The 24,864-nt window shown below is 65.9% G+C and carries 20 protein-coding genes; 5 read left to right on the top strand and 15 right to left on the bottom strand.

Annotation, left to right across the window (positions count from 1 at the left end):
* Positions 1 to 33: 33 nt before the first annotated feature.
* From AC1MCA_RS09360 to AC1MCA_RS09345, 4 genes are all read right to left on the bottom strand, one after another.
* The gene (locus AC1MCA_RS09360; RefSeq protein WP_479802929.1) at positions 34 to 1,077 is read right to left on the bottom strand and encodes a cyclase family protein; all 1,044 of its coding nucleotides are present in this window, start codon (positions 1,075 to 1,077) and stop codon (positions 34 to 36) included.
* Entirely contained in the window at positions 1,074 to 2,036 is a 963-nt protein-coding gene (locus tag AC1MCA_RS09355; RefSeq protein WP_479802927.1) for a fumarylacetoacetate hydrolase family protein, read from the bottom strand. Before AC1MCA_RS09355 ends, AC1MCA_RS09360 begins: the two co-directional genes overlap by 4 nt.
* A gap of 6 nt (positions 2,037 to 2,042) precedes the next feature.
* Positions 2,043 to 3,062 (bottom strand): VOC family protein, encoded by a 1,020-nt coding sequence (locus AC1MCA_RS09350; protein WP_479802925.1) that lies wholly within the window; start codon positions 3,060 to 3,062, stop codon positions 2,043 to 2,045.
* Positions 3,063 to 3,195: 133 nt separating this feature from the next.
* The gene (locus tag AC1MCA_RS09345; protein ID WP_479802923.1) at positions 3,196 to 4,731 is read right to left on the bottom strand and encodes a SulP family inorganic anion transporter; all 1,536 of its coding nucleotides are present in this window, start codon (positions 4,729 to 4,731) and stop codon (positions 3,196 to 3,198) included.
* A gap of 212 nt (positions 4,732 to 4,943) precedes the next feature.
* On the opposite strand from AC1MCA_RS09345, the gene mptB reads away from it, so the two are divergent.
* Entirely contained in the window at positions 4,944 to 6,566 is a 1,623-nt protein-coding gene (mptB, locus tag AC1MCA_RS09340; protein WP_479802921.1) for a polyprenol phosphomannose-dependent alpha 1,6 mannosyltransferase MptB, read from the top strand.
* Between the two features lie 53 nt (positions 6,567 to 6,619).
* On the opposite strand, the gene AC1MCA_RS09335 is transcribed toward mptB, so the two are convergent.
* From AC1MCA_RS09335 to AC1MCA_RS09325, 3 genes are all read right to left on the bottom strand, one after another.
* On the bottom strand, positions 6,620 to 9,055 hold the full coding sequence (locus tag AC1MCA_RS09335) for a hypothetical protein (RefSeq protein ID WP_479802919.1): 2,436 nt from the start codon (positions 9,053 to 9,055) through the stop codon (positions 6,620 to 6,622).
* Positions 9,056 to 9,090: 35 nt separating this feature from the next.
* Positions 9,091 to 9,789, bottom strand: a complete 699-nt coding sequence (locus AC1MCA_RS09330) for a peptidoglycan-binding protein (protein WP_479802917.1) — start codon at positions 9,787 to 9,789, stop codon at positions 9,091 to 9,093.
* 106 nt (positions 9,790 to 9,895) lie between these two features.
* A complete protein-coding gene (locus AC1MCA_RS09325; RefSeq protein WP_479802915.1) occupies positions 9,896 to 10,627 on the bottom strand; it encodes an SDR family NAD(P)-dependent oxidoreductase in 732 nt (243 codons plus the stop codon).
* A gap of 168 nt (positions 10,628 to 10,795) precedes the next feature.
* Between AC1MCA_RS09325 and AC1MCA_RS09320 the strand changes: the two genes are divergently transcribed.
* The gene (locus AC1MCA_RS09320; protein ID WP_479803351.1) at positions 10,796 to 11,098 is read left to right on the top strand and encodes a DUF4193 domain-containing protein; all 303 of its coding nucleotides are present in this window, start codon (positions 10,796 to 10,798) and stop codon (positions 11,096 to 11,098) included.
* Positions 11,099 to 11,118: 20 nt separating this feature from the next.
* Here AC1MCA_RS09320 and AC1MCA_RS09315 read toward each other — a convergent pair whose 3' ends face one another.
* The 3 genes from AC1MCA_RS09315 to AC1MCA_RS09305 form a co-directional block, all read right to left on the bottom strand.
* The gene (locus AC1MCA_RS09315) at positions 11,119 to 12,345 is read right to left on the bottom strand and encodes a glycosyltransferase 87 family protein (RefSeq protein WP_479802913.1); all 1,227 of its coding nucleotides are present in this window, start codon (positions 12,343 to 12,345) and stop codon (positions 11,119 to 11,121) included.
* A gap of 61 nt (positions 12,346 to 12,406) precedes the next feature.
* Positions 12,407 to 13,759: a glycosyltransferase family 87 protein gene (locus AC1MCA_RS09310; protein ID WP_479802911.1), complete on the bottom strand. Its 1,353-nt coding sequence runs from the start codon at positions 13,757 to 13,759 to the stop codon at positions 12,407 to 12,409.
* Between the two features lie 119 nt (positions 13,760 to 13,878).
* Positions 13,879 to 14,988 carry a GTP pyrophosphokinase gene (locus AC1MCA_RS09305; protein WP_479802909.1) on the bottom strand — a complete coding sequence of 370 codons (1,110 nt, stop codon included), beginning with the start codon at positions 14,986 to 14,988 and terminating at the stop codon, positions 13,879 to 13,881.
* Between the two features lie 141 nt (positions 14,989 to 15,129).
* On the opposite strand from AC1MCA_RS09305, the gene AC1MCA_RS09300 reads away from it, so the two are divergent.
* Positions 15,130 to 15,759, top strand: coding sequence for a cation efflux transmembrane domain-containing protein (locus tag AC1MCA_RS09300; RefSeq protein WP_479802907.1), 630 nt, complete (start codon positions 15,130 to 15,132; stop codon positions 15,757 to 15,759).
* A gap of 6 nt (positions 15,760 to 15,765) precedes the next feature.
* Here AC1MCA_RS09300 and AC1MCA_RS09295 read toward each other — a convergent pair whose 3' ends face one another.
* The 4 genes from AC1MCA_RS09295 to AC1MCA_RS09280 all read right to left on the bottom strand — a co-directional run bounded on the left by AC1MCA_RS09295 (position 15,766) and on the right by AC1MCA_RS09280 (position 20,951).
* The gene (locus AC1MCA_RS09295) at positions 15,766 to 16,623 is read right to left on the bottom strand and encodes an SDR family oxidoreductase (RefSeq protein WP_479802905.1); all 858 of its coding nucleotides are present in this window, start codon (positions 16,621 to 16,623) and stop codon (positions 15,766 to 15,768) included.
* Positions 16,624 to 16,709: 86 nt separating this feature from the next.
* Positions 16,710 to 18,290 (bottom strand): succinic semialdehyde dehydrogenase, encoded by a 1,581-nt coding sequence (locus AC1MCA_RS09290; protein ID WP_479802903.1) that lies wholly within the window; start codon positions 18,288 to 18,290, stop codon positions 16,710 to 16,712.
* A 122-nt stretch (positions 18,291 to 18,412) separates the two neighbouring features.
* The gene (locus tag AC1MCA_RS09285; protein WP_108598252.1) at positions 18,413 to 19,372 is read right to left on the bottom strand and encodes a polysaccharide deacetylase family protein; all 960 of its coding nucleotides are present in this window, start codon (positions 19,370 to 19,372) and stop codon (positions 18,413 to 18,415) included.
* A gap of 46 nt (positions 19,373 to 19,418) precedes the next feature.
* Entirely contained in the window at positions 19,419 to 20,951 is a 1,533-nt protein-coding gene (locus AC1MCA_RS09280) for a purine-cytosine permease family protein (protein ID WP_479802901.1), read from the bottom strand.
* A gap of 109 nt (positions 20,952 to 21,060) precedes the next feature.
* On the opposite strand from AC1MCA_RS09280, the gene AC1MCA_RS09275 reads away from it, so the two are divergent.
* Both AC1MCA_RS09275 and AC1MCA_RS09270 read left to right on the top strand, forming a co-directional pair.
* Positions 21,061 to 22,659 (top strand): PucR family transcriptional regulator, encoded by a 1,599-nt coding sequence (locus AC1MCA_RS09275; RefSeq protein ID WP_479802899.1) that lies wholly within the window; start codon positions 21,061 to 21,063, stop codon positions 22,657 to 22,659.
* A gap of 169 nt (positions 22,660 to 22,828) precedes the next feature.
* Positions 22,829 to 23,788, top strand: coding sequence for an endonuclease domain-containing protein (locus tag AC1MCA_RS09270; protein WP_479802897.1), 960 nt, complete (start codon positions 22,829 to 22,831; stop codon positions 23,786 to 23,788).
* Positions 23,789 to 23,961: 173 nt separating this feature from the next.
* On the opposite strand, the gene purU is transcribed toward AC1MCA_RS09270, so the two are convergent.
* Positions 23,962 to 24,861, bottom strand: a complete 900-nt coding sequence (gene purU, locus AC1MCA_RS09265; protein ID WP_479802895.1) for a formyltetrahydrofolate deformylase — start codon at positions 24,859 to 24,861, stop codon at positions 23,962 to 23,964.
* Positions 24,862 to 24,864: the final 3 nt, after the last annotated feature.

Raw genomic sequence — 24,864 nt, 5'->3', positions numbered from 1 at the left:
GGCGTTACTGCTGCTGGTCTGTTGTACTGAAAGTTACCGGACGGCTATTGGGTTGACGGGCGATCCGACAGCCCCGGTAATGGGCAACGGCGCTGCGGTGAGCAGGAAGTCGTACCTGCCGTCCGCGGCGCACGCTTCCGCCAGGCCATCCGGGTCCCACATTTCTCCCAGGAACAGGCCCAGGTTGGGGATGGCGATCTGGTGGAGGGGCTGGAAGGCTTCATCGAACTCGTTGGGCCGGACTTCGAAACCCCAGGTGTCAGTGGCGATCCCCGCTATTTCTGAGCTGTGCAGCCAGGGGGCCGCAGTGAAGGACAACCCTGGTGCCGCGCCGCCCGCGTAGTCACCCCAGCCGTCGCGGCGGGTACGCGTGTACTGCCCGGTGCGGATCACCACGATGTCGCCGCGTCCCACCTTTGAGCTGGGCCCCTGCAGTTCGATGGTGCGCTCGAGGTGTTCCGGGGTGATGGCGAAACCGTCCGGCAGTTCGCCGTCGTTCCTTCCCAGTTCCGGGCCGAGCGCGCGGCCCACGTCCAGCAGCACTCCGCGGGTGACGATCTTGGCCGCTGCGGTTTCGATGCCGGTGACCAGGTCTCCTTCGGAGGTGACCACGTCACCGGCTGCCCGGCCGTTCCAGGCCTTGCCACGGTCGAAGATGTGACCCAGGCCGTCCCACTGGGTGGAGCACTGCAAGGGCATGGATATTACGTCGTCGGCCCCGCCGATTCCGTGTGGGAAACCTTGGTTGCCGCGCTCAGCGTCAACGCCGGTGTCTGTCATGGTGTGGACGGGGTTGGTGCGGCGGCGCCAGCCCTTCTGCGGTCCGTTGGTGTCGAAGGGTTGTGACAGCGAGAAGGCTTCGCCCGTGGTCACCAGGGACGCCGCTTCGATGCGTTTGGCGGCATCGATGAAGTTCAGAGTCCCCAGCACGTCGTCCTCACCCCAACGGCCCCAGTTGTTGTATTTGTAGGCCGCGGCCGTGATGCTGCCCAACGGATCCTCACGCCGGATCATCGGGGAACCGGCTGACTCCCCGGTGGCGGTGTGGGTGGCCGGAGTGGTGTGCTGGGCGGTCACGGCTGGCTGCCTTCAGTGCGAACTTCGTCCTTGCAGTGAATCAGTTGCGTTCCCAGTCCCGTGATGGTCCCTTCCATAACGTCCCCGTCTTGGAGAAGCCTTCCCCAGTGGGCGCCATTGCCGGCAGGGCTGCCGGTCAGAACGAGATCGCCCGGCCGCAGCGGCATGATCTGGGAGGCCTCGCTGACCAGCTTGGCCACTCCGAAGATCATGTCCTGGGTTGATTCGTCCTGCATGGCCTTGCCGTTGAGCTTCAGCGTCACCTGCACGTCCTGCGGATCGCCGAAGAACTTGGCAGGGACCAGCAGCGGCCCGGTGGGCAGGAAGCCGGGGGCGTTCTTGGCGCGGTACCAGTCCGAGCCGATGGCGGGCATGTCCTTGCGGAAAACGTACTCCCGGGTGGTGATGTCGTTGACCATGGTGTAGCCGAACACATACTCCAGTGCCTCCTCCGGGGTGACCCGGAATGCCGTCCTGCCGATGACTGCCGCGAGTTCCAGCTCCCAGTCGTGGGACGTGGAGTAGGCCGGCAGGGTGAGGTCGTCCGTGGCGGAAGCGATCGCCGTCGGGAGCCCGATGAAGAAGTACGGCGTGCCCTGGCCTGCCCGCTTGTCCATCATGGCGGCGGTTTTGGTGCGGACTTCCTCTTCGTCCTGGCCGGGTTCGCGGTGGGCCGCGGCGAGGTCGATCACGTGCTTGCGGTAGTTCGCGCCGGTCTGGAGCACCTGGGCCGGCTCCACCGGGGCGAGGACCTCGACGTCGGCCAATGCCAGGCCGGTGGTTTCTCCGGCGGACGCGGCCAGGGCGTCCAACTGGCCCTCGGTGGTGTCCCAGTGCTCGATGACGGAGTTGATGTCCCCGTCCAGCGGCAGGATGCGCTCGTCGACCAGCAGACCCACGCGGTCCTTGCTGTCGCCCTGTTCCAGGAAGCGGATCAGTGAATATGTCGCTTTAGGCATATTTGTTTAGCCCCGTCCCTGCTTGGCGTAAGGGTTCAGCAGGGCTTCCTTCATCTCCGGGGAAGCGCCTTCTTCCGTGGCGGTGAACCCTTCGGCTGGAGGGAACGATTCGGTCATGGAGTGTGGCATGGCACCGTTCTTGTAGAAGTTGTTGGACCCCAGGGACGGCTTCCAGGTGTTGGCCTCCCAGTCCGGAACGTAGTTGCGGTAACCGCCGGAGTTAAGTTCCACACGCAGTCCTGACGGTTCGCGGAAGTAGAGGAAGTTCTGCTCGCCCACACCGTGGATGGACGGGCCGTATTCCATGGGGGTGCCGTTTTCCATCATGACGTCAGCGGTGCGGAGCAGGTCCTCGGTGGCGTCCACCCAGAACGCGATGTGGTTGACGCGGCCGGGGCGTCCTGAGGTGTCCAGGACAACGCCGAGGTCGTGGGATTTCTCGTTGGTGGTGAGCACGGAGAAGACGGTGATGGGTGCTTCGTCCAGGTCCACGAAGGCCATGACGCGGAAGCCGAGGGCCTCGTTGTACCAGTTGGCGAAGCCGCGGACGTCCGAGGTGGCAACGGTGACGTGGTCCAGGAAGCGGGGTGCGGCGGCGTGGCTGCTCCGGCGCTCCGGACGGTCCGGATAGGTGGACTCGAACCCCGGTTCGGCCACGAACTTCTCGACGTCGAAGAGGAGCCGCATGTGGTGGCCGTAGGGGCCGGTGAATTCGTAGGCCTTGCCGTAGCCGTGGCCGCCGACTGTCCAGGATCCTTGGACGCCCGCTGCTTCCACGCGGGCGGCTGCGGCTTCGAGGGCGGCCTGGGAGTTGGTACGCCAGGCCATCCGGCCCAGGGATGCCTCCGGTCCTTCAGTGATGACCAGGCTGTAGCGGTAGTAATCGCCCCAGCAACGCAGGTAGACGTTGCCGTCCACACGGTCGATGATGCGCATGCCGAACTTTTCCTCGTAGAACCGTGCCGAGGCTTCGACGTCCGGAGCGGTGATCTCGAGGTGGGCAAGATGGGAGAGGCGAGTTTCCACGTTGAAGTTCCTTTTCGAATACTGGCTGCTTCTTTGCTGCAGGTCTTAGGACTACTGTGACTCAGCGCACGTATTCGAGGAAGGCGAAGTTTTTGATATCAAGTATCCGTCCGGCAGATACCTTGGGTGGGGGCTAGCCGTCCGTGTTCAGCTTCCCCGCCAGCCGCTCGCGCATCTGGATACTGGCCGCGTTCAGCCCGATCAGTTCCACTTCGCGGCCGTGCCGGCGGTACTTTTCCGTCACGGCGTCCAGCACGGCAATGGTGGACGCGTCCCACAGGTGCGAGGCGTGCAGGTCCACCACCACCCTGGCGATGTGCGGCTCCGCGTCCAGGGCGTATTCGAACTGGGTGTAGAGATCGTTGGAGGAAGCAAAGAACAGCTCGCCGTCCACGGTGTAGGTGGCCACGTTCTCGCCGTTAAGTTCGACGACGGTGCGCTCCACCGTGGCGAAGTGCGCCACCCGCCGGGCGAACAGGGCCATCGCGGCCAGGACCCCGGCCCCGACGCCGATGGCCAGGTTGTGCGTCACGGACACCACCGCGACGGTGATCAGCATGACGGCGGTCTCGGATTTGGGCATCCGGCGCAGGGTCCGGGGAGCGATGGAGTGCCAGTCGAAGGTGATGGTGGAAACGAAGATCATCACCGCCACCAGCGCGGCCATGGGGATGAGTCCCACAACATCGCCGAGCAGTACCACCAGGACCAGCAGGAAGACGCCGGACAGGAACGTGGAGACCCGGCTCCGGGCTCCCGCGCCCTTGACGTTGATCATGGTCTGGCCGATCACGGCGCAGCCGCCCATTCCGCCGAAGAAGCCGGTGACGATGTTCGCTACGCCCTGGCCCCAGGACTCGCGCGTTTTGTTGGAGCGGGTGTCCGTGATGTCGTCCACCAGCTTGGCGGTCATCAGCGATTCCAGCAGCCCCACCAGGGCCATGGACAGCGAAAACGGGGCGATAATCTGGAACGTTTCCCAGGTCAGCGGCACGTTGGGGATGAACATGGACGGCAGGCTCTCCGGCAGCTGTCCCTTGTCCTGGACGGTGGGCACATCCACGCCGGCCAGCACGGCAAACAGGGTGAGCACCACAATGGCCACCAACGGTGACGGCACCGCCGTCGTAATTCTTGGCAGTCCCACCACAATGACCAGCCCCACCGCCACGAGCGGATACACCATCCATGGCACGCCGATCAGCTCCGGGACCTGGGCCATGAACACCAGGATGGCCAGGGCGTTGACGAAGCCCACCATTACGGACCGTGGGATGAAGCGCATGAGCCGCGTGACGCCAAGGACCGCCAGCAGGATCTGAAAAACGCCGGCGAGGATCACCGCTGCGATGAGGTGGTCCAGGCCGTGGCTGCGCATCAGCGGGGCGATCACCAGGGCCACGGCTCCGGTGGCTGCGGAAATCATGGCGGGCCGGCCGCCCACAAAGGAGATGGTCACCGCCATGGTGAAGGAGGCGAACAGCCCGATCCGGGGGTCGACGCCGGCGATCACCGAGAACGCGATGGCCTCCGGGATCAGGGCCAGCGCCACCACGAGGCCCGCCAATGCTTCGGTTTTGAGCCTGCGTGGAGAGCGCAGGGTGGCGCGGACGGACTGGAGCTGGTGGGGCGTGCCGGTCCGGGCGTCCGGGACGGTTCGTGCGGCCATTGCGTGGTCCAATCGTGCTGTCGAAGTGCGCGGCGGCGGCTTCTGTTTCGTCCGGGAGGGGGCGGCGCGGCGTCGCACCGGGAAATGAGGGGGCGCGGCGGCCCCTAAACATTCTGGGGCATGCCGCAGGCCAACTGCTAAAATGGCGTGGTTGAAGGGCGGCCTATAGCTGGTCCAGCCAGCGCCGTAACGCAAGTAGGGGACCACATAACATGACGGCAGGCGGTTCACACCTGAGCACTTCGGAGAGTTCCCCTGTCCCGTCGAAAAAGACGGCTGCAGAACTCCCGCACTCAGCAGCGCCCCGCTCCACCCCGTCGCCGGCCAAACGCCGGGCCTACATCGCTATCTGGCAGGGGTTCCTCGGCGCCCTGATGATGTTTGTGGGCTCCATCGGAACAGGCTGGATTGCCAACGGCTCGCCCATGATCCGCCAGCCCGTGGTCATTGCCCTGCGGACCGAGGGCTGGGGCGTCACCCTGTCCACGGTCCTGCTGACGGTGGGGGCCATGCTGCTGATGCGTTCCTGGCTGCGGCTGGGGCAGAGGCTGGGCGACTGGAGCGGATCGTCCCTGCGCCCGGTGGTGATCGCCATCTCCGCCTGGTCCCTTCCCCTCCTGCTCGCAGTGCCCATTTTCTCCCGCGACGTCTATGCCTACACGGGCCAGGGCCGCCTGGTCCTGGAGGGCCAGAACCCGTACGACGTCGGCATTTCCACGCTCAACAACTGGTTTTCCCTCGGCGCCGACCCCGCCTGGGCAGAGGCACGGACTCCCTACGGGCCATACTTCCTGTGGCTCGCCCGCGGCGTGGTTGAATTGACCGGAGCGCAGCCGGACGTCTCCGTCTTGCTCTTCCGGCTGCTCGCCGGCGTCGGGGTGGTCCTCTGCGTCATCTACGTGCCCAAACTGGCCGAACTGCACGGCATCAACGGCGCGCGCGCACTCTGGATCGCCGTGGCCAACCCGCTCTTCCTCATCAGCTTCGTGGCCAGCGCCCACAACGACGCACTCATGGTGGGCCTCGCCGTCGCCGGCGTCTACTTCGCCGCAACAAAGCGTTACCTGCTGGGCATCCTGCTGGTCACGGCGTCCATCGGAATCAAGCCGATCACCGTTCTGCTGCTCCCGTTCATCGGAGTGATGTGGGCCGGGCCGGGTGCCTCGTGGACGCGCAAGTTCCTGATTTGGGGCGCGACGGCGGGAATCAGTTTCGGGGTGCTGGCCGTCAGTGGCCTGCCGTACAACCTGGGGATGGGCTGGGTCTGGGCGATCATGGACCCGACGCCGGGTTACACCGGCTATTCGCCGTCAGGCTTCCTGGGGCAGCAGGTGGAGTTCCTCGGCAACGTGCTGGGACTGCCCGGCGGCACCTTCGCTGACCTGCTGCGCACCGGCATGAAGTGGGCGGCCATCGGGCTGGTCCTGCTGCTGATGTTCCGCGGCGATTATTCGCGGGCGGTGCGCCGGATGGCCCTGGCGTTCACCGCCGTCGTGATGCTCTCGCCGATCATCCAGCCCTGGTACATCCTCTGGTTCCTGCCGTTCCTGGCGGTCACGGGCATCCGCAACGACTGGCAGATCCGGAGCCTCTACGTAAGCGTCACGTTCTTTGTGGTGTTCGGCGCCCAGGACCAGCTTTCGGTCTGGTCCTTCGTGGAACTGCCCATTGACGCGTCGTCGCTGGCGTTCGTGACGGCACTGCTCTTCACGTTCTACCTGCTGTTCCTTGACGTCCACACCCGCAAGCTGCTGATCGAGGCCAAGCCCTCGGACTCGGCGCGCAAGGCTGTCCGCTGGGTGCAGGAGCAGTGGCGGGGCATCCGCGCCCGCTGAGCCTGTGAACGGCTGCCCGTAGCTCCCCGGCGGGCGCCATCAGTCCATGGGGGTCACCCTCCGGTCATTGTTGGAGCCGGTGCCGGGACCGCCGGGCTGGTGGCGGTCGGCTCCGCGGCGGGAGCTTCTGTTGAAGGGGTTGTTTCCACCATCCCACCGCTCGTGCCGGGTGCCGCCGTCGTGGTTCCAGAGGCCGCGGGTGCCGGAACGGGGGCGGCAGGGGAAGGACTTATGCCCGATCCGGTTGACGCCCAGGGCGACGGCGTGGCAGCCGTGGTAGGCATTGCACTGCCCGGCGTTGCGGGAGTTCCCGTGCCCTCTGTCGCGCTGGGGTCGGTCTGGACGATTTCCAGGATCTGGACCTTGAATGCGTCAAGGCGTCCCTGGATCTCGGACAACGGGACATTCTGCAGGTTCCGGCCGTACTCGGCGATCTCCGCCCACAGGGCGTTGAGCCTGGCCATGCCGGCATCGCTCAGCGGTCCGTCCAAGGTAAGGACGAGCTGACTGGCCAGCGCGTACGTCAGGCAGCGGACGCAGTTGTAATTGGCGGCCGCAGACAGGTTCTCCGGGACAATCACATCTGCCTGGCCCACGATCAGCACCACCTGAAAGCCCACGGCCACCGCTGTGCAGTCAGCGCAGCTGGCGAAGGCATAGGCCTCATTGGTGGTATCCACCGGGTCGCCGTCTTCGGCCCACACGAGCGCGAACGCGACGTCGTAGGCGACGGAACCGTCCTCGGTGGTTACCGCCAGCGCCTGGTTGCCGTCCTCTGCCGGCGCCGCAGGCCGGTTAAAGGGGAACACCCATGACGGCGCCGGCGCGGCCGCAGTGTCAGGCGCGGCATCTGCGGCCCCTGCTTTAGGCACCAGGACCAGACTGAGCTGGGGCTGTTCCCGGGTCGGTTTGGGGGCACCCGCAGGCCAGAGCGCGACCGTCTTGCCGGCCTGGCCTTCCCGCAGGGCCGAGTACGGGGCTGCCGGGAAAACAGTCGTGGTGACGTCGGCCAAAGTCCCGCGTTCGTACGGCTGGACCGGACGGTAGCTGTCTGCACCGGGCCACCAGGCCCAGACCAGCCCCGCTGTCACTGCGGCAATTGCGGCCATGGCGGTGGCCCGCTGGAGGGCCTTGCCGCGGGTCTTCTTCCAGAGCCCGGTGGTCACTTGCCGGCTCAGCCGGACAAGGATGTAGAAGATGCCGAGGATGGGCAGGGCTATAGCTGCGATGGCCAGGGCTCTGACCGCCGCGCCGGCGATGTCCGCGGCGGCCAGGCTGTCAGAGAGCTGGGATTGCTGCTCCACGATGCTGGCCCACGCCGTGCCAAGCAGCCGCGGCAGTGAGAGCACCATCAGGACCAGACTCAGTACCAACAGGGGTACGGTGACCAGCACCCAGGTGGTGACTACCGCGCGGGCCCACGGTTTGAGTACCTGGGCTTCTGGGTCGGCCCGGCGCCATGGCAGCAGCCCGAGCAGGGTCGGTTTGATGCGTTGGAAGAGGTCCGGGACGCCGGTCGCGTCGGCAAGGATGTGGTAGCCGTCGAACCGGACCAGCGGAAGCAGCTGCCTGACCATCTGGAGAATCTGGGTGACCACCACCAGCAGCAGGGCATCAAAGCCGGTCGCCCACCACAGACCCATGATGGCCACCGCCACTATCGCGTTGAAATACAGCCCGCCCAGGTCGGTGCGGATCCGGCCGCCGCGGCCAAGTCGGTAGGAATCTGTGACATCCGTGAAGAAGGCAGGCCAGATCAGGTAGAGGCCGGCACCCATGGCTCCGGGGGTCGCCCCGCCGCGACGGGCAGCAGCGGCATGACCGAATTCATGGAATCCAGCGGACAGTACGGTCACCGCAAGGACCAGCAGGAGCAGTCCCGGGTTCGAAAATGCGTCATGGGTTGCGGCGCCGAGTCCCTTCACCATGAGGACCCACCAGCACGCGGCGAGGAAAGCTGCGCTAACAACCGCAATGATCAGCGGGTGGAAGATCACAGCGAACGGCGCTGTGATCTTTCGCGTCCTCTCCGGATCCGTCACGGTGTAGCGGAAGCGCATGCCCAGCAGCGGGTCGGCTTTCTTCACCTCCGGCTGCGAACCATCCGCCAAGCGGAGCAACCCCAGCGGCAGCAGCTGCGAGGTGACCAGAGTGCGCACGTTGTCGCCGCTCACGAGCTTTCCGAAACGGGCACTCACATGGGCTGCCACTTCCTCGGCGGTGCGTTGACCGTCGATGGCTTCCAGCACCAGGTACAGCAGGCGCGTCAGCGCAATGGCCTGGCCATCTGCCCTGCGTACCAGCGATGGCGGTTCACGGTAGCCGGAACCTTTCGTTTCGCCGATCAGCTCGACGCCGTCCGCCCGGACCGGGACGTGGGCCGGATGGACGGCTGGTGCGCCGGACGTGCCGGACGTGCCGGACGAGTCGGACGCAGGAGAAGGCGGCGGGCCGTCCAGCCGGGACGGCCCGCCGTGCACTGTGCTCATGAATGCTTGTTCACGTGGGAGGAGGTGTCCGTGCTTTACTGCCGGAGATCGGACTGCTGGTCGGCGGAGGCGGTGGCGCTGCCGTCGATGTGCTGGCTGATGATGGCGTCCTGCTGGGCTACTGCAAAGGCGTCGCTGTCGATGGAGCCGATGTTGGCCGCGACAGCGGCATCGATCGGTGCCGCCACGTTGGCATTTGCTGCAACAGCGCCGTTGATCGGCGCTGCGATGTCGGCCTGCGCGGCCAGGTCCACATTGACGTTGAGCAGGTCTCCGTCCAGGGCGGCGGAGGGATCCACCGGCAGGGCGCCGACACCTGTTGCCCCGTCCTCGGGAAGGACCCCGCCATCGGTGGCTCCGGCGTCAACGGTGTCGCCTTCGGCTCCGGTGTCACTTGGAGCCGTATCCGTGCCTTGGTCAATAGTGCTGTCCTGCGTGGACTCTGCTGTGGCATCCGCCGTGATGCCCTGGTCGATGATCACTCCCTGGTCAGCTAGAGCCTGAGCTTCGGAGCCGAAGGAGAGGATGTTCGCCGAGGCAGCCGCATCAATAGGAGCTGCGACGTTGGCGTTGGCCGCGACAGCGAGATCGATCGGTGCCGCCGCATTGATGCCCAGGTCCAAGTCGGCGTTCAGATCCAGGACCGAAGCGACCTCCTTGTCCGGTAGCGCCGTGCCGCCCTGAGCCATCAGTTCTTCATCTGTAAGCGCGGTCAATCCCTGTTCAGTGCTCATGCGAAGCTCCAGTTCCGGCACGGTCCGCCGCTGCCCCCAGTGAGCAGGTCTACCAATGTGCCTAACGCAACACAATACTAAGCATGATGATCATCTTTGGGCATCCTCAGGTCATCCGCTGACCCGTGACGTTGGCCAGGTGGTTCAGCAGCGCGTCCTGGAACGCCTGGTCGTAGGCCGCGGGGTGCGCTTCGCGCAGGTGCTGGTGATGCCAGTAGCCGCCGCTCGTCAGTGCCTCCGGGTCATCGCTGGTGGCGAGCCATTCCTGGGTGAGGTGGCCCAGCCGCAGGTCGTCCGGAGCGCCGGGGCCGCCCATTTTTGTGGGCACCCAGCCGGGATCCACGGCGTTGCTGAGCACCTCAGGCCATAAACGCGCGACGGCGGCGCTCAAGGCTGTGACATAGAGCTTGCTGTCAGAGTAAGTAGTTCGTTGTGGCTGGCCGCCCTGCCCCTTCCCGGGCAGTACCGCGCGGCCGCCGCGGTGCATGCCGCTGCTCAGGTAGATCAGCCGTCGCGGACGCGTGATGAGGGCGGTCAGCAGGTACGGCGCGACGACGTTGACCTCGAAGAGGTGCGGACCCGTGTACACGCCGGCATTGTGGATCACGGCGTCAACGGGACCGTGCCTGTTAACCTGGGCTGCGACGTCGCGCGTTTGTTCCGGATCCGAGAGGTCACCCACCACGCCCGCTGCCCCGCCATCAAGGAGATCCCGTGCCGCAGCCAGCCGGGCGTCGCTGCGGGCATGCACAATGACTTCGTGGCCCTCCTCCAGGAGGGTCTGGGCAGTAGGCCGGCCGAGCCCGTCGGCGGAGCCCGTAATGAAAATGCGCGCCATCTTTCCTCCTTCTCCTCAGCCAGTCTTGCACCACCACCCGAGGTTCCGGGGCCCTGGTCGGAGCGCTGCCCACCCGGATCTCCGAATGCGGGAACAACGGCGGGCTGGTGTACGTTGCAGTCACGTCAGAAAAGATCACCAAATACGTCAGAAATGAGAATCACCCAAGTGGCAACCGATTACGACGAAGTCCGCTCCGACGTCAAGGAATCCCAGGACCGTTCATTGGAGGCGCTGCAGTCCGCAAACGCGCCGGATGCCCGCAGCGTCGTCACCGAACTGGACCAGGCCGATGCGCTCGATGAAGGCATGACCCCCGGGGGCGAGATTGTCAACGAAGAGCTCATTGTTCAGGTCATTCCCCAGGCCGCGGACGAGTTCACCTGCTATTCCTGTTTCCTGGTCCGGCACCGGTCCCAGCTCGCGCGGGAGAGCAACGGCCACAAATACTGCATCGAGTGTGAGGGCTAAAACTTACGCCCCCAGCCGGCTCAGGACGCCTTGGCCTCCGGCGCAACCCGCGTCTTCCGCCCCAGCTCCGCGGTCCGCTTCACCGACCACCACAGCAGCACGACAAGAAGCACGTTGCGGGTGGTGAGGATGGCGGCCATGACGGGGTGGGCGTGGATGAGCGGGGTGTAGAACAGCGGGTAGATCACAAAGGTGGTGACGGCGATGCCCATCAACAGGGCGGCCGGGACCTTCCAGCGGTCCCAGTCGTGCGTCAGGCCCGCGATGATCACCGGTGCCAGCCAGATGATGAACTGCGGCGAACCCACCTTGTTGAACACGATGAACGCCGTGGTCATCATCAGGGCACCCTCGAGGAAGAGTTCCTCCCGCTCGGCGCCGCGGTTCAGCGCACGGACCAGCAGCACGGCGGCAACCACCGCCGCGAGGATCAGCAGCGGCTGCATCAGGAAAGCCGCCACAGATGCGCCGGGGCCGTAGACCTCGGTGGAGTTGATCGCGGTGTTGTCCGCCATTTTGGAACCGGCAATGTTGAATACGCTCAGCCACACCCACGGCGTGGAGAACGTGGCTTCAAGCTGCATGCCGCGCTCGCCCTGGTTGGTGAGGAAGTCCAGGATGTGTGGCAGCCCGCCGGTCAACCAGGTCCCCAGACCGACGACGGCGGTCACGGCCACGCCGGAGGCCAGCACCTGGAGGCGCTTCCTGCTGGCAATGATGATCGGCACCAGGACTGCGGCAGGCGCCACCTTGATCCACGTGGCAACACTGAGCAGGACGCCGGCCACCACGGGGCGTTCGGCCGCGTACAGCAGGGCAATCAGCACGATGGGCGCCGTGATGCCCTCCACCCGGGCAAAGCTGAGGTAGCCCATAAAGACGGTGAAAAACAGCCACCACCAGGCCGGGGCAATACCCTTCACCTTCCGCGGTCCGCGGGTCAGGAAGGCGAGTCCGACGGCGTTGAGGGCTGTGATGATCAGGAACCACATCAGGAGGTACAGGTCAGGACCCGCGACTCCGGCGAGGAAGATCGGGATCTGGGCCAGTACCGGGTAAACCCAGGGGCTGATCTTGCCGTCCAGGCTGTCCGGGTTGTAGCCGTCCATGGCCCACTGGCGGTACTGCTCGGTGTCGCTGAACGTGTTGCCGCTGAGGAAGAAGGACGCCATCCAGCCCAGGAAGTACAGGTGGACCACGGCGAAGCCCCACCAGACACTGGACGGACGGGCGAACCAGTCCACCACGGGTGCGGGCAGGACGGCACTGCGGACGCTGACCAGCCGGTCAAAAAACTTCGTGGAAATGTCAGTACTCCTTGAGCGCGGGGACAGACGCGGAAGTCTTTTTGCCCAGTGAATACAGGCGCCGCACCGACCACACGAACAGGACCACCAGCAGGACGTTGCGGATGGTCAGGACACCGGCCATCAGCGGGTTGCTGTGGCTCAGGGCGTCGTAGAACAGCGGGTAGATGAAGAACGTGGCCACGGCAATGGCGATCAGCATCGCCGCAGGAACCCGCCATTCGCGCCAGCTGTGGGCCAGCCCGACGGCGACGGCGGGTGCCAGCCAGACCATGAACTGGGGCGAGCCCACCTTGTTGAAGACCACAAACGCGGTGGCAAGCGTCAGGGCGCCGGCGAGGAGCAGTTCGGTACGGTCAACGCCGCCGTCGGGCTCGCTGCTGCCGTTGACCTTTCCGTTGTGCAGCGCCCAGAACGTCAGGCCGGCCACCAGGAGCGCGGCGAGGATGAGGAGGGGCTGCATGAGGAAGGACATGACGGCAGTCCCGGGTCCGTCCACCTGCATCGAGTTGATGTCCGTGTTCATGTACATCCGGGAATCGCCGATATTCAGCACGGAAAGCCACAGCCACGGCGTGGTGAAGGTGGCCTCCAGCTGCATGCCCCTGTCGCCCTGCTGGGTGAGGAAGTTCAGGAGCCGGGGCACGGTGCCAAGGACTGCGGCCAGGGCGACGACGGCGGCGGAGGTCACCACGCCGGCGAGGACCACCAGCATCCGGTTCTTGACCACGGCGAAGAGCGCGAGCATGACGGCGGCCGGCCAGACCTTCATCCAGGTGCCGATGCTCAGCAGGATTGAGGCGATGAACGGGCGCTGCACACCGTAGGCCAGGGCCACCAGGACGATCGGGGCGGTCAGGCCGTCCACGCGGGCGAAGCCCAGCCAGCCGAGGAGCAAAGTGAAGACCAGCCACCACCAGCCGGCGGGGATCGCGTCCTGGTTCCGGCCGCGGTCCGTGAGCTTCAGCAGGCCCCAGCCGTTGAGCAGGCTGGTCATCAGGACCCAGAGGAAGAAGAAAGGACCGGGCCCCGCCAGGCCGGCGATAGCCATGGGAATCAGCGCCAGGATGGGGTAGACCCACGGGCTTGGCCCGCCGCTGAGGTTTGCCTCGTTAAATCCTGCCAGCGCCCATTCGCGGTAGATGAAGGTATCGCTGAAGGCTTCGCCCCGCAGGGACAGCAGCGCTCCGAAGATCAGGAACCCCAGGTGCACGGCGATGTAGCCTGTCAGCAGCCCCCGCGGCGTGTTGAGCCAGGACCGCGCGGACGCCGGGAGGATGACGTTGCGGATCCGGGTGAGCGTGCCGAAGAATGCGTCCGTGGAAATGGCGGAATCCTTGTCAGAGAGGGGCAAAACAGGGGCCGGATCTTGCCGCTGGGCTGGAACCGGGAGCTGGAGGGGTCCGTTTACAACAGCCTCCGCTATAGGTCAAGGGTAGTTGAATGCGGCCGGTGCCGAATAATCCTGCGGCCCTATGTGGACTTGGTGTGCCGGTAACGCTCGATCTGTTTGAGCCGCCGCAGGAGGCTGTCCCGCCGCGGGTGCGGGACGGCGTCGGGCGCTTCCGCGGTGAGGTCAATGTGCTTGGTTCCGTACTGCCACAGCAGAAGGTCATCCAGCAGGCGGTCCGGGCCGGGGGAGTAGCGGTGATCCAGCGCCTTGCGGACCTCCGTGATCCGCTGCGCGCTGAGCAGGCCGGCCAGTTGCATGGTCTGGTTCAGGCCGTGGGCAGCCATCAGTTCAGCAGCCCAGCCCCAGTCATCGTCTACCTTGCGGTCAACGTGCGGCAGCAGCGTGCGCCAGACGTCGCGGATCCGGTTGGGGGTGAGCTGTGCCGCGCCCTCACCTTCCATGTCCCAGTAGCTGCGGACCTCCTCATAGCGCTCGTGCAGGTCCGCGAAGGCGCTTTCCACGGTTTCCAGCATCGCCGCGGTGGCCGTGAACTGCCGGTCGAAGTGCGGGGTCCATGCCCGCGGATCCTCGGCCTTGAACCGGATGTCATGCTCGATCTCGCTCCACGCGTGTGCGAAGACCGTGCGGATCTGGCATTCGAAGAAATAGCTGCCGTTGGGCTGGACATCCGGGTTGAAGACCGACTGGTACTCCTTGACGGCCTCATTCTGGATGGTGCGCAGGATGAGGTGCCGGCTGGAGTAGCCGTAGGTGCCGGACTCGATGGAGCCGATGTCCTTTTCCCGGTCGCCGCGGCAATCGAACACCTGGCGCTGGCGTTTGATGATGTTGGCCACCAGGGCGTTCTCCGTGGGCAGTTTGGTGATGACGCGCACGCCCACCATGTCGTTGAGGGTGCGGAACGGGTCCGGGAACTTCAGGGCCGGCGGGCCCCCGGGCTCCAGCGGCTCCTCGATCCGGGAAATTTTCTCCCGGAAAGATTCCACGGACTTGGTGCGCCCGGTAACGAAGAGCGGCGTGACCTCAGTGTCCTTCAGCATGCCCCGGAGGATGTGCAGGACATCGCGGGTGACCAGCTTCAGGGCAGGCCGGACCCGCTCGTAGATCTCAACGTTCTCCTGTACGGATTCACGCTGGCTGACGTCCAGGCTGTCCCAGTTACTCGGCATGGTCCCAGCTTACGGCGAGGGTGTGACAGTACCCGCGCTCGCCCGGCTGTGCGGTAGCGTCGACTCCATGCTCAACGGACCCGGTCCCGTCCACTCCCTTGGGGGTCACCCCGCCGCCTTCTGCCGGAGGTGGGCGCAAAGATGACCGCTGACCAGGACGCTCACGGCCTAGCCCGGCGGCTCAAGCGTGCGGTTCTGCTGGTCGCGGGGCTGAACCTTGCCTACTTCTTTGTCGAGTTCACGGTGGCGTTGGCGATCGGCTCGGTATCCCTGTTTGCCGACAGCGTGGACTTCCTCGAAGACACCGCCATCAACCTGCTGATCTTCCTGGCACTGGGGTGGTCGCTGCACCGCCAGGCACTTGCCGGGAAGGCGATGGCCATCTTCATCCTGGTCCCGGCCCTGGCTGCGGCCTGGCAGGCATTCATCAAGTTCACCGATCCGGAGCCCCCGGACCCGTTGGCGCTGGTGGTGACGGCCGGCGGCGCGGTGATGGTGAATCTGGCCTGTTCCCTTGTCCTGGCCCGGTTCCGCCATCACGGCGGATCGATGGCCACGGCGGCTTTCCTCTCCGCCCGCAATGACGTGCTGATCAATCTGGCCATCATTGCCATGGGTGTCCTGACTCTCTGGACGGCCTCCGGCTGGCCCGATCTGGTGCTGGGCACCTTCATCGTCCTCCTCAATTTCCGCGCGGCGAAAGAGGTCTGGGAGACAGCGGAGGAAGAACGGCTGGCAGCAAAGGCCCTGGCCGGGGAGGAGATCGACTGACCGGCTCTACTCCACCTCCGGGGCGGTCCCGGCCGGGCTCTCGGCTGCTTGCCTGATGCCAGGGCGGCCGGTGAAATGGTCCATGGTCCGGTTGATGCCCAGGACATCCATCAGGCGGTCGAAGGCTGCCACGGGGAGGATCCGGGCCGCCGGAACCAGATTCACGAGCGGCGGGAGGACCAGCTTCTCGCGGCCGGCCTCAATCCCGTCAAGGATCTTCACCGCCACCTCTTCCTCCTTGAGGATGGGCAGCAGGAGCGGGAACCGGGTCCGGACGCCGTCGAACATTCCCGTATCGATGTAATAGGGGCAGACCACCAACGTCCTGACCCCACTGCCGCCACTCCGCAGCTCGGCGCGCAACGACTCGTTGAACCCGAATGCCGCGAACTTGCTGGCGGAGTAATCCGTCTGCCGCGCCACACCCACCAGCCCCGCAGCACTCGCAACAGTGACCACGGTGCCGCACCCACGGCTGGTCATCCCTGGCAGGAACGCCCGCGTCACCCAGTAGAGGGCCAGTACGTTGACGTCGAAAGTGCGTTCAATGTCCTCATCGGCAGCGTCCAGGAGAAGCCGGCCGCTGACCACACCCGCATTGTTGATCAGCACATCAACGGGCCCGGCCTCGGTGGCCGCCGCTCTTACAGCATCCCTGTCCGCAACGTTGACCGTTTGGGCTTCCGCAGTGCCGCCCGCGGCGCGGATTTCGTCCCGGACGTTCGCCCCGCCGTCGGCTGAGAGGTCCCAGATCAGCACCCGGGCACCGCGTTCTGCAGCCAGCAGCGCCATGCGGCGGCCGAGCCCGCTTCCCCCGCCGGTGACCAGCACGGTGCTGCCGGACAGTGTGGTTCCATGGGCCATGTCAGTCTCCTGTTTTTCGAATTCGTGGGTGGTGCTCGACGGCGGGTGGCGTGCGGCGGTACGCCTTCACAGGCGAACCGGCCCAGTCAGGGGAACCGGCTCATGAGCTTGACGGCGCCCTTCATGATCCGCACATACCTTTCGTTGGTCATCCCGGGAGGCGGACCTACCGGGAGCAGCCGCTGCAGGGAGACGGTCTGCGCCTCCGTGTACTTCAGGATGCCCTCCCGGCCGTGCCGGCGCCCGGTGCCGGAGTCCTTCATGCCGCCGATCGGGGCATCATGGGAAGCCCAGGTGGCCGCGTAGCCGTCGTTGACGTTGACCGTGCCGGCCAACAACATGCGCCCCACCGGGACACCATGGCGGGCGGACCAGACGCTGGCGTTGAGGCCGTACTCGGAGTCGTTTGCCAGGGCCACTGCCTCGGCGTCGTCCTCCACCTGGTAGACGGCCACCACGGGTCCGAAGGTCTCCTCGCGCGCCAGGAGCATCCCGTCCGTCACGCCGGTAAGGATCGTGGGCTCGTAGAACAGCGGCCCAAGGTCCGGGCGGCTGCGGCCTCCGCTGACCAGCCGGGCACCCTTGGACAACGCGTCCTCGACATGGGCGGTGACCGTCTGCAGCTGCTTGGCGCTGATGAGCGATCCCATCCCGATGTCCCAGTCCGGCCCAGGGCCCAACCGCAGGCGGTGGGCCTCTGCCGTGAAGGCAGCCAGGAACGGCTCGAACACGGCGCGGTGGACGTAGATCCGCTCGATGCTGACGCACAGCTGGCCGGAGTTGGAGAAACACGCCTGGACGGCGCCGCGGGCTGCCTTGGCAAGGTCTGCGTCGGCAAGGACCAGCATGGGATTCTTCCCGCCAAGCTCCGCGGAGAAGCCGATGAGCCGCTCGGCGCATTGCTTCGCCACGGTCTTTCCGGTGGCCGAGGAGCCGGTGAACATCACGAAATCGGCCCGGTTGATGATGGCAGATCCCAGCAACGGCCCCGGCCCGGTGACGATCTGGAAGAGATCCTGCGGAAGCCCTGCCTCCCGCAGCAGCTTGAGCGCGAGCAAGGCTGTGAACGGCGTCTGGGAATCCGGTTTGAGGACGACGCCGTTGCCGGCCAAGAGGGCAGGAAGGGCATCCGAAACAGCGAGGGTGAGGGGATAGTTCCAGGGGCTGATGATCCCGACGACGCCCTTGGGCAAGCGGTACTCCACCGTTCTGGTGAGGAGGGGAGCGGCGCCCTTGCGGCGGGCCGGCCGGAGATACCGCGCGGCAGTCCGCTCGTAGTAGCTGACCGTCAGCGCGACGTCCGCAAGTTCCTCGAACGCACTGAGCCGTGACTTTCCGCTTTCGGCCTGGACCATGTCCAGGATCGCGGGCTCCTGCTGCAGGAGCAGGCCGCGGAACCGCCTGATAACCGCGCGGCGATCCGTCAGTGGGACCGCTGCCCATGCGCGCTGGGCCGTCCGGGCGCTGACGACGGCGGCATCGACGTCGTCCGCTGTGCACACCGGAACGTCCCCCAGCAGGCTGCCGTCGAACGGGGCGTGCGATGCCTGGGTAGGCCGCCCCGGGGCGGCTGCCACGAGACGGGAAAGGCGGGAAGCACCGGCAGGGGCGCGCCATTCAAGGCCCTTTACTGCCGACGCCGGGCCCGGATCCATCGTGCTGGCCATGGCGTGTTCCCCTCATCCGGACAATAACAATCCTGAGCCTAGCCGCCAGAGCCCGCCCTGGGCCGGAAACAGGAAAACTCCCGCCGGAACGGATCCGGCGGGAGTTTTCGTGTCTGGTCCGCTCAGCCGAGGCTGGCGGTCGGCTTCGTCTGCAGAACCTCCGCAGGCGTAAACCGTGCGCCCGTATCCGGGAAGGACGGGACCTCGATCCGGGCGTGGGTGTGGACCTCCTGGACAGTTTTGCGGGTGTGCTCGGCGATCTCCTCCATGGTGGTGACCCACATGCCGTCCATCGACTTGACCCGTTCAATCAGCTTTTCCAGGGCAACCGCCTTGGAAGGCCGCCCGGAAATGAACGGGTGGTTGGTCAGGACGAAGCAACTTCCCTGGGCGTGGTGGGCCTCAGCTTCGAGGGTCCACATCTCCAGCACCTTGGCAGGGCTTTCGATGACGCCGCTGCCGGTCACGCCAGGGTAGAACGCGTACTGCTCCCAGTCATCCAGGGTCCAGTCCACCGGGATCTCCACGATGTCCCGGCTGTCACCCGGGGCGACGCTGAAGCGGTAGGGGGCATCGCCGTCGAGCAGGCTCGAATCGTAGAGGAAGCCGCGGTCCGCAAGCAGTGCGGGGGAGTGCCAGTTGAGTTCCCACCACGGTGCCCGGTACCCGACGGGCTCGACGCCGGCGGCCTTGGCGAGTGCCTCCAGCCCCCGGTCGATGTACCGCGCCTCCGTCTCGGCGTCGATGCCCTGCATCGGTTCATGCAGGTAGCCGTGGTGCGCCACCTCGTGTCCGGCGTCCACAATGCGGCGGACCGTGTCCGGGTAGCATTCCGCGGTGAAGCCGGGAACGAAGAACGTGGCGCGGATGTCCTGGCGCTGCAGGATCTGCAGCAGCCGCGGCACGGCAACCTTGGGCCCGTAGGACTGGTGGGTCATCAGGGACATCCGCTTGGTGCTCTTCGGATCGTGCGCGATGGTGCAGGATTCGGCGTCGACGTCGAAGGTGAAGGAGGCGGCTGCCTGCTTGCCCTCGGGCCAGGTGATCGGGTGGGCGGAGTCCGGAAATGCTGCGGTGGTCATGTCAGTTCCTAGTGTTCGGGTCCGGCGTGTTCAGGGACCGGCGTGTTCAGAGTCCGGCCGGGGCGCTGGGCTGGGGCTGCGTTGCCAAGCGCAGGTCGGCGGTGGCTTGGGCAACGGTGGCGGCGGGCAAGGCGGAGTCCAGGTACTTGCGGTGGGCCTTCGGGCCCAGGATGGCGTAGCTGGTGGCGCTGGCAACGCCGCCGGCGAGCCAGGACAGGTCCCAGCCACCCAGGGCCACGGCGATGGGGCCCTGCATTGCGGGAACGAGTCCGTACATGAACAGCCAGGTGGCGAAGATGCCCACGAGGAGGGAGATCACGCCGGCCCAGTTGACGCCGGGGAGGCGCTTGGTGCCTACGGCGTCAAAGAGCCGCTCCGGGTTGCCCGGCCATTTCTTTTCGATCCAGAAGTAGTGGACCAGCATGACTCCGCCCCAGGCGGCAACCCAGGCGACCAGGCCGATGAGCCAGGCATCGAGTACTGCTGCGAAGTCTTCCTGGAAGATGAAGAAGATGACGGCGATGAGTGAGAAGACGCCGACGAACAGGTTGAGTTTGCGGCGGCTGATGGTGATGTCCAGGGACTGCGTGGCCACCGAGAAGGTGTAGATGTTCAGGATGTTTGTGGCGATGGGGCCGTGGAGCACCATCAGCAGCACGGGCAGGGCAAGGACGCCGAAGTTCTGGACGATGAGTTTTCCGGGGTCGACTTCGCCGCTGTTGGTGGCCAGGCTTGCGCCCAGGATGCCGAGCCAGACAACGGGGATGAACTGGCCCAGGACTGAGGCCAGGTAGACCTTCTTCTTGGGAACTTCAGTGCTGACAAACCGGGAGTAGTCTGCAGCGTAGGTGAACCAGGTGATTCCCCAGCCGATGCCGATGGCGGTCATCACGGCGCTCATGGCCGCGATACGCTCGGAGCCTTCCAGGATGTTGCCGGCAGGGCCCGCGTAGGACCAGTTGATCTTCATGCCGAACCAGGCGACTGCTGACATGACGGCCAGGATGATGATGGTGGGCGGGACGGTCCACTTCTCGAAGGCTGCGATCGCCTTGTAGCCGAACCAGGCGATGGCTACCTGGGCCGCCATGATGGTTGTTGCAACGCCGATCTTCCAGCCGTAGTTCTGCGCCGTCGGATCAACCCAGCCGAGCGTACCGAAGAGCGCCATGACCAGGTCCAGGATGATCCAGGTGTTGACTGCGCACCAGCCGATGACCAGGAGCGCCTGGATGGATGCCGGCAGGTAGTTGCCGCGGCGCCCGAACGCTGCGCGGGCCAGAACCATGCCGGTGGCGCCCGTCTTCTGGCCCAGCAGGACGAAGCAGCCGAAGAGCAGCATGCCGATCAGGTTGCCCAGTACCAGGACGATGACGGTGTCAGCGAAACCCAACCCCAGGTGGATTCCGAGGGCGCCAAGCACCCAGTTGATGGGCGCCAGGTTGGCGCCGGCCCAGATCCAGAACTGTCCTGAAACCTTGTGCGTGCGCTGGGACTCCGGAATGGGCTGGAGCCAGGCTTCGCAGTCTTCAAGTGCAGGCTGCTGGGCTGCTCCTGCGGTTGAGTTGTGTTGTTGCATGGGTGGCCTCCGTTGAGGGGGATGGGGATTACTCAAGGTTATGTGGCGTACCGCACACGCACCATATACTATGTGTATTCAATACCCGCTTCCCGTATGACGGAGTGTCATGTCGATCCGCCTCCTGGATGTTTTGAAACATTCCACCCTCACACCCGCCGATCCTGTGATCCGCGCGGCGGCTGCGGCAGCGGCCGAAACCCAGCTTCGCTGGATCCACTCCAGTGAGGTTCTGGACATCGCCCCGTTACTTAGTGGTGGTGAACTGCTGCTGACCGGGGGCCAGGCCCTCGCGGCGGCCAGCGACAAACGGCGTACCGGTTACATCTGGGAGTTGTCCGAACGAGGGGTCGCTGCGCTCGCCATAGAGACCGGCGCGGCGCTGCCCTCCATCCCGTCGTCGATGATTGCAGCAGCTGAATCGGCCGGCCTTCCACTGGTGGAGCTCCGCAAGAGGGTGCCTTTTGTGGGTGTGATGGAGGCGATCAACTCGCTGCTGGTGAGCGAATCCGCCGGCCAGCTGCAGCAGGCAGACCAGGCAAGCCACGCCATGGCGGTGGAGCTGGCCCACGGCGGCAGCCTCGACCGGGTCCTGGCCGTGCTTGCGGATGCCACCGGTTCGGAGGTGGTCCTGACGACCAACGCGGGGGTCACCCTGGCCAGCGCCCTCCCGGCTGACCATCCCGGAGCGTCCCAAACCGGGCAGTCCGGCGGGCAGTCCGGCGGGGCCGGGCAGTCTGGCGAGGGCGGGCAGGATCATGTCCGCGAGATCCACGTTGACGTTTCGGTCCGCGGAATTCCTTCGGCCCGGCTCACCCTTTACGTCCGCGCCGACGCCGATGTGAACCTGGCCAAGATCGCCGGGTCCCGTTCAGTGGATATCCTGGCGCTGGCCCTGCTGCAGCGGATGCCTCCCGGCCTCAAGGAGATGGCCGGTGCGGCGCTCATCCGCGCCATAGATGCGGGCACGCAGTCCTGGCGGCTCCAGCAGCTCGCACCCGCAGCCGGGATTGCGGCCCAGGCCCACCTGGTAGCCATTGTTGTCCGCTCCGCCGGCTCCCGGCAGACCCGCACAAATGTGGACCACCTCCTGGACCGTGTGGCCCGGCACAGCGTCAGTTACGCGGACAACGCCGAACTGTTGGCCCTTGCGGTCCTGCATCCTGACAGCCTGCAGGAGGACCGGACCGCCATTGTGGCCGGTTTGCAGTCCATCGCCTCCGCGGAAGGATTTGTCTGTGCGGTGGGACCCGTCGCTTCGGGAATTTCCGCCGCGCCGCAGTCGCTGACGGAAGCCCGGCTCACCCTGGAACTGGCTGCCGACGGCGGTGCGCGCCACGGCGGGCACGGACAGGCCGGCGCTGTGCTCGACGCCGAGGCCTTCGCCGTGGAACGGCTCGCCTTCCATTCCCTGGATGAAGGACTCCGCACCGATTTCGTCCGCCAGCAGTTGGGGGCGATCCTTGACTACGATGCCCAGCGCCGTTCCTTGCTGGTAGAGACGTTGAGGATCTGGCTGGATTCAGGCTGCAACACGGCCCAGGCTGCGCGGGAGCTGCACCTGGAACGCCAATCCATGCACCAGCGTCTGCAGCGTATCTTCTCACTCTGCGGCGGCGACCCCCGCGGAACAGGCAGGCTGGCCGCGCTGCACCTCGCCGCCCGCCTCGCGCCCCGGCTGACAACAACCCTCGCCGCCACCCTCTAGCCGATGCCCCACCCCCCCCGGACGCTCTCTCACTTAGCGCAGGTTTTAAGCCGATCCCTCTCTCAGTTAATGTGGGTTTTTCACGAACGCTCTCGCACACCACACGTCCGAAGCGGCCGCCTGTGGATAACTTCTGCAGCGTCATGCCGTTTCGGGTCAGAATGCCAGCATGCGAAGGCAAGATTTCCTGCCCCAGCCGATGGCGGCGGCACCGTTCACCTTCGGTTCGGCCGTGACCTCGGGAGTGACCCTGAACCGTCTCCGCCGGAAGGATCTGGTCAACGTGGGCCGCGGTCTCTACCGGCCAGCGGACTGGGACTTTGACTTGGAGGGTGCCGCCAGGGCCTTGTCGGCGGCGTCGCCCGGAGCCTGGATCTCCCACGTCACCGCCGCACGGCTCCGGTGCCAACCGCTGCCCCCGTGGCTTGCGGATTCCACGGAGCTGCATCTGAGCAAACCGCGTTCGCTGCCGTCGGTCCGGCGGAAGGGCGTGCTCGGCCACACGGTCCTGGCGCTGGACGACGAGATCGAAGTGATCGATGGCATCCGCCTGAGCACACGTTCAAGGACCTGGCTTGATCTGTCGCGGACACTGCCGCTCAATGATCTCGTGTGTATGGGGGACGAACTGATCCGCATCCCGCGGCCGGATTTTGAAGGGAGGACGAAGCCCTACGAGACGGTGGCGGGGCTGCGCCTGCTGGTGGGCCGCCATCCAAACCTCCAGGGCATCGTCCGGGCCCGTGAAGCGCTGGATCTCATACGCGTGGGTGCCGACTCGGCCCCCGAATCGCTGCTTCGCTTGGCGATTGCCGACGCCGGGCTGCCCGAACCCGAACTGCAGGTGACACTGCGCGCCGGAGACGCGCGGTCGCCGTCGGCCGATCTCGGATACCGTCACCGTCGGCTCGCAATACAGTACGACGGCGGACATCACCTTGGGGAGGCGCAGGTCCTCAGTGACCGGAGACGGGACAAAGCGTTCGAATCGGCCGGCTGGACGGTCCTTGTCTTCGACAAGGGTGATCTCGCCGACAATTTCCAGCGCGCCGTCTCAACAATCAAACGCGGGCTGCGCAGCGGCTGGCTCGACCACCCCCAAGCGGCTGGTTTTGCCAGCGGCGACTGACCCGAGACGCAAGAGCGAACCCACCAGAAAGGCGCTTAAATCCGTGGCGCCCCCTCACCAGGAGTGAGAGAGCGTCACGGGAAAACCCACATTAAGTGAGAGAGCGTCCGGGGGTGGGGTGGGGTGGGCGGCCCGGGGTGGGCGGCCCGGGGTGGGGAGGGACGGGGGCGGCGCTACTTTAGCACCACCGTCCTGTTCCCCAGGAGGATCACGCGGCCTTCGCAGTGCCAGCGCACCGCGTTGGACAGGGCCTTGCATTCGGTGTCCCGGCCTGCGGCGACCAGATCGTCGGGCCCGTACGTGTGGTCCACTTCCACGACCTGCTGGGCGATGATCGGTCCCTCGTCGAGTTCCGCGTTGACGTAGTGGGCGGTGGCGCCAACGGTTTTGACGCCGCGGGCGTGGGCCTGGTGGTACGGCTTGGCACCCTTGAAGCTGGGCAGGAACGAGTGGTGGATGTTGATGGCACGGCCGTCCAGCTTGCGGGTCAGGTCGTCGCTGAGCACCTGCATGTAGCGGGCCAGCACCACCAGTTCCACGTCGTACTCATCCACCAGTTCCAGCAGCCTTGCCTCCGCGGCCGGCTTGGTGGCTGCCGTGACCGGCACGTGGAAGAAGGGGATACCGTGCCATTCCACCAGCGTCTGGTGGTCCGTGTGGTTGGAGACCACGGCCGCGATGTCCACCGGCAGTTCGCCGATCCTGGCACGGAACAGCAGGTCGTTGAGGCAGTGCCCGAACTTGGACACCATGATCAGCACTTTGCGCTTGGAGCCGTGCGGCTCCAGGCGCCAGCGCATGCCGAAGCGGTCCGCTACCGGGCCGAAAGCGGCCCGCAACGTATCCGCGGTGGAGGCATCGCCGTCGGACGTAAAGTGCACGCGCATGAAGAAGTGGCTCTCGGAGCGCTCGCCGAACTGCTTGCTGTCCAGGATGTCGCAGCCGTGCTCAAGCAGGAAGCCGGAGACGGCATGGACGATGCCCGGGGACTCGCTGCAGTCCAGGGTCAGGACGTGCTCGACGGTGGTCGCGGGCTGGCCGGGCTGGGCGGTTTCAGTCTGAATGGCAGTCATGGC

It is taken from the genome of Arthrobacter sp. BK1 (genome assembly GCF_056680055.1).
The sequence above is the reverse complement of the archived record's forward strand: the minus strand, read 5'-3'. Positions and strand labels throughout refer to the sequence as shown.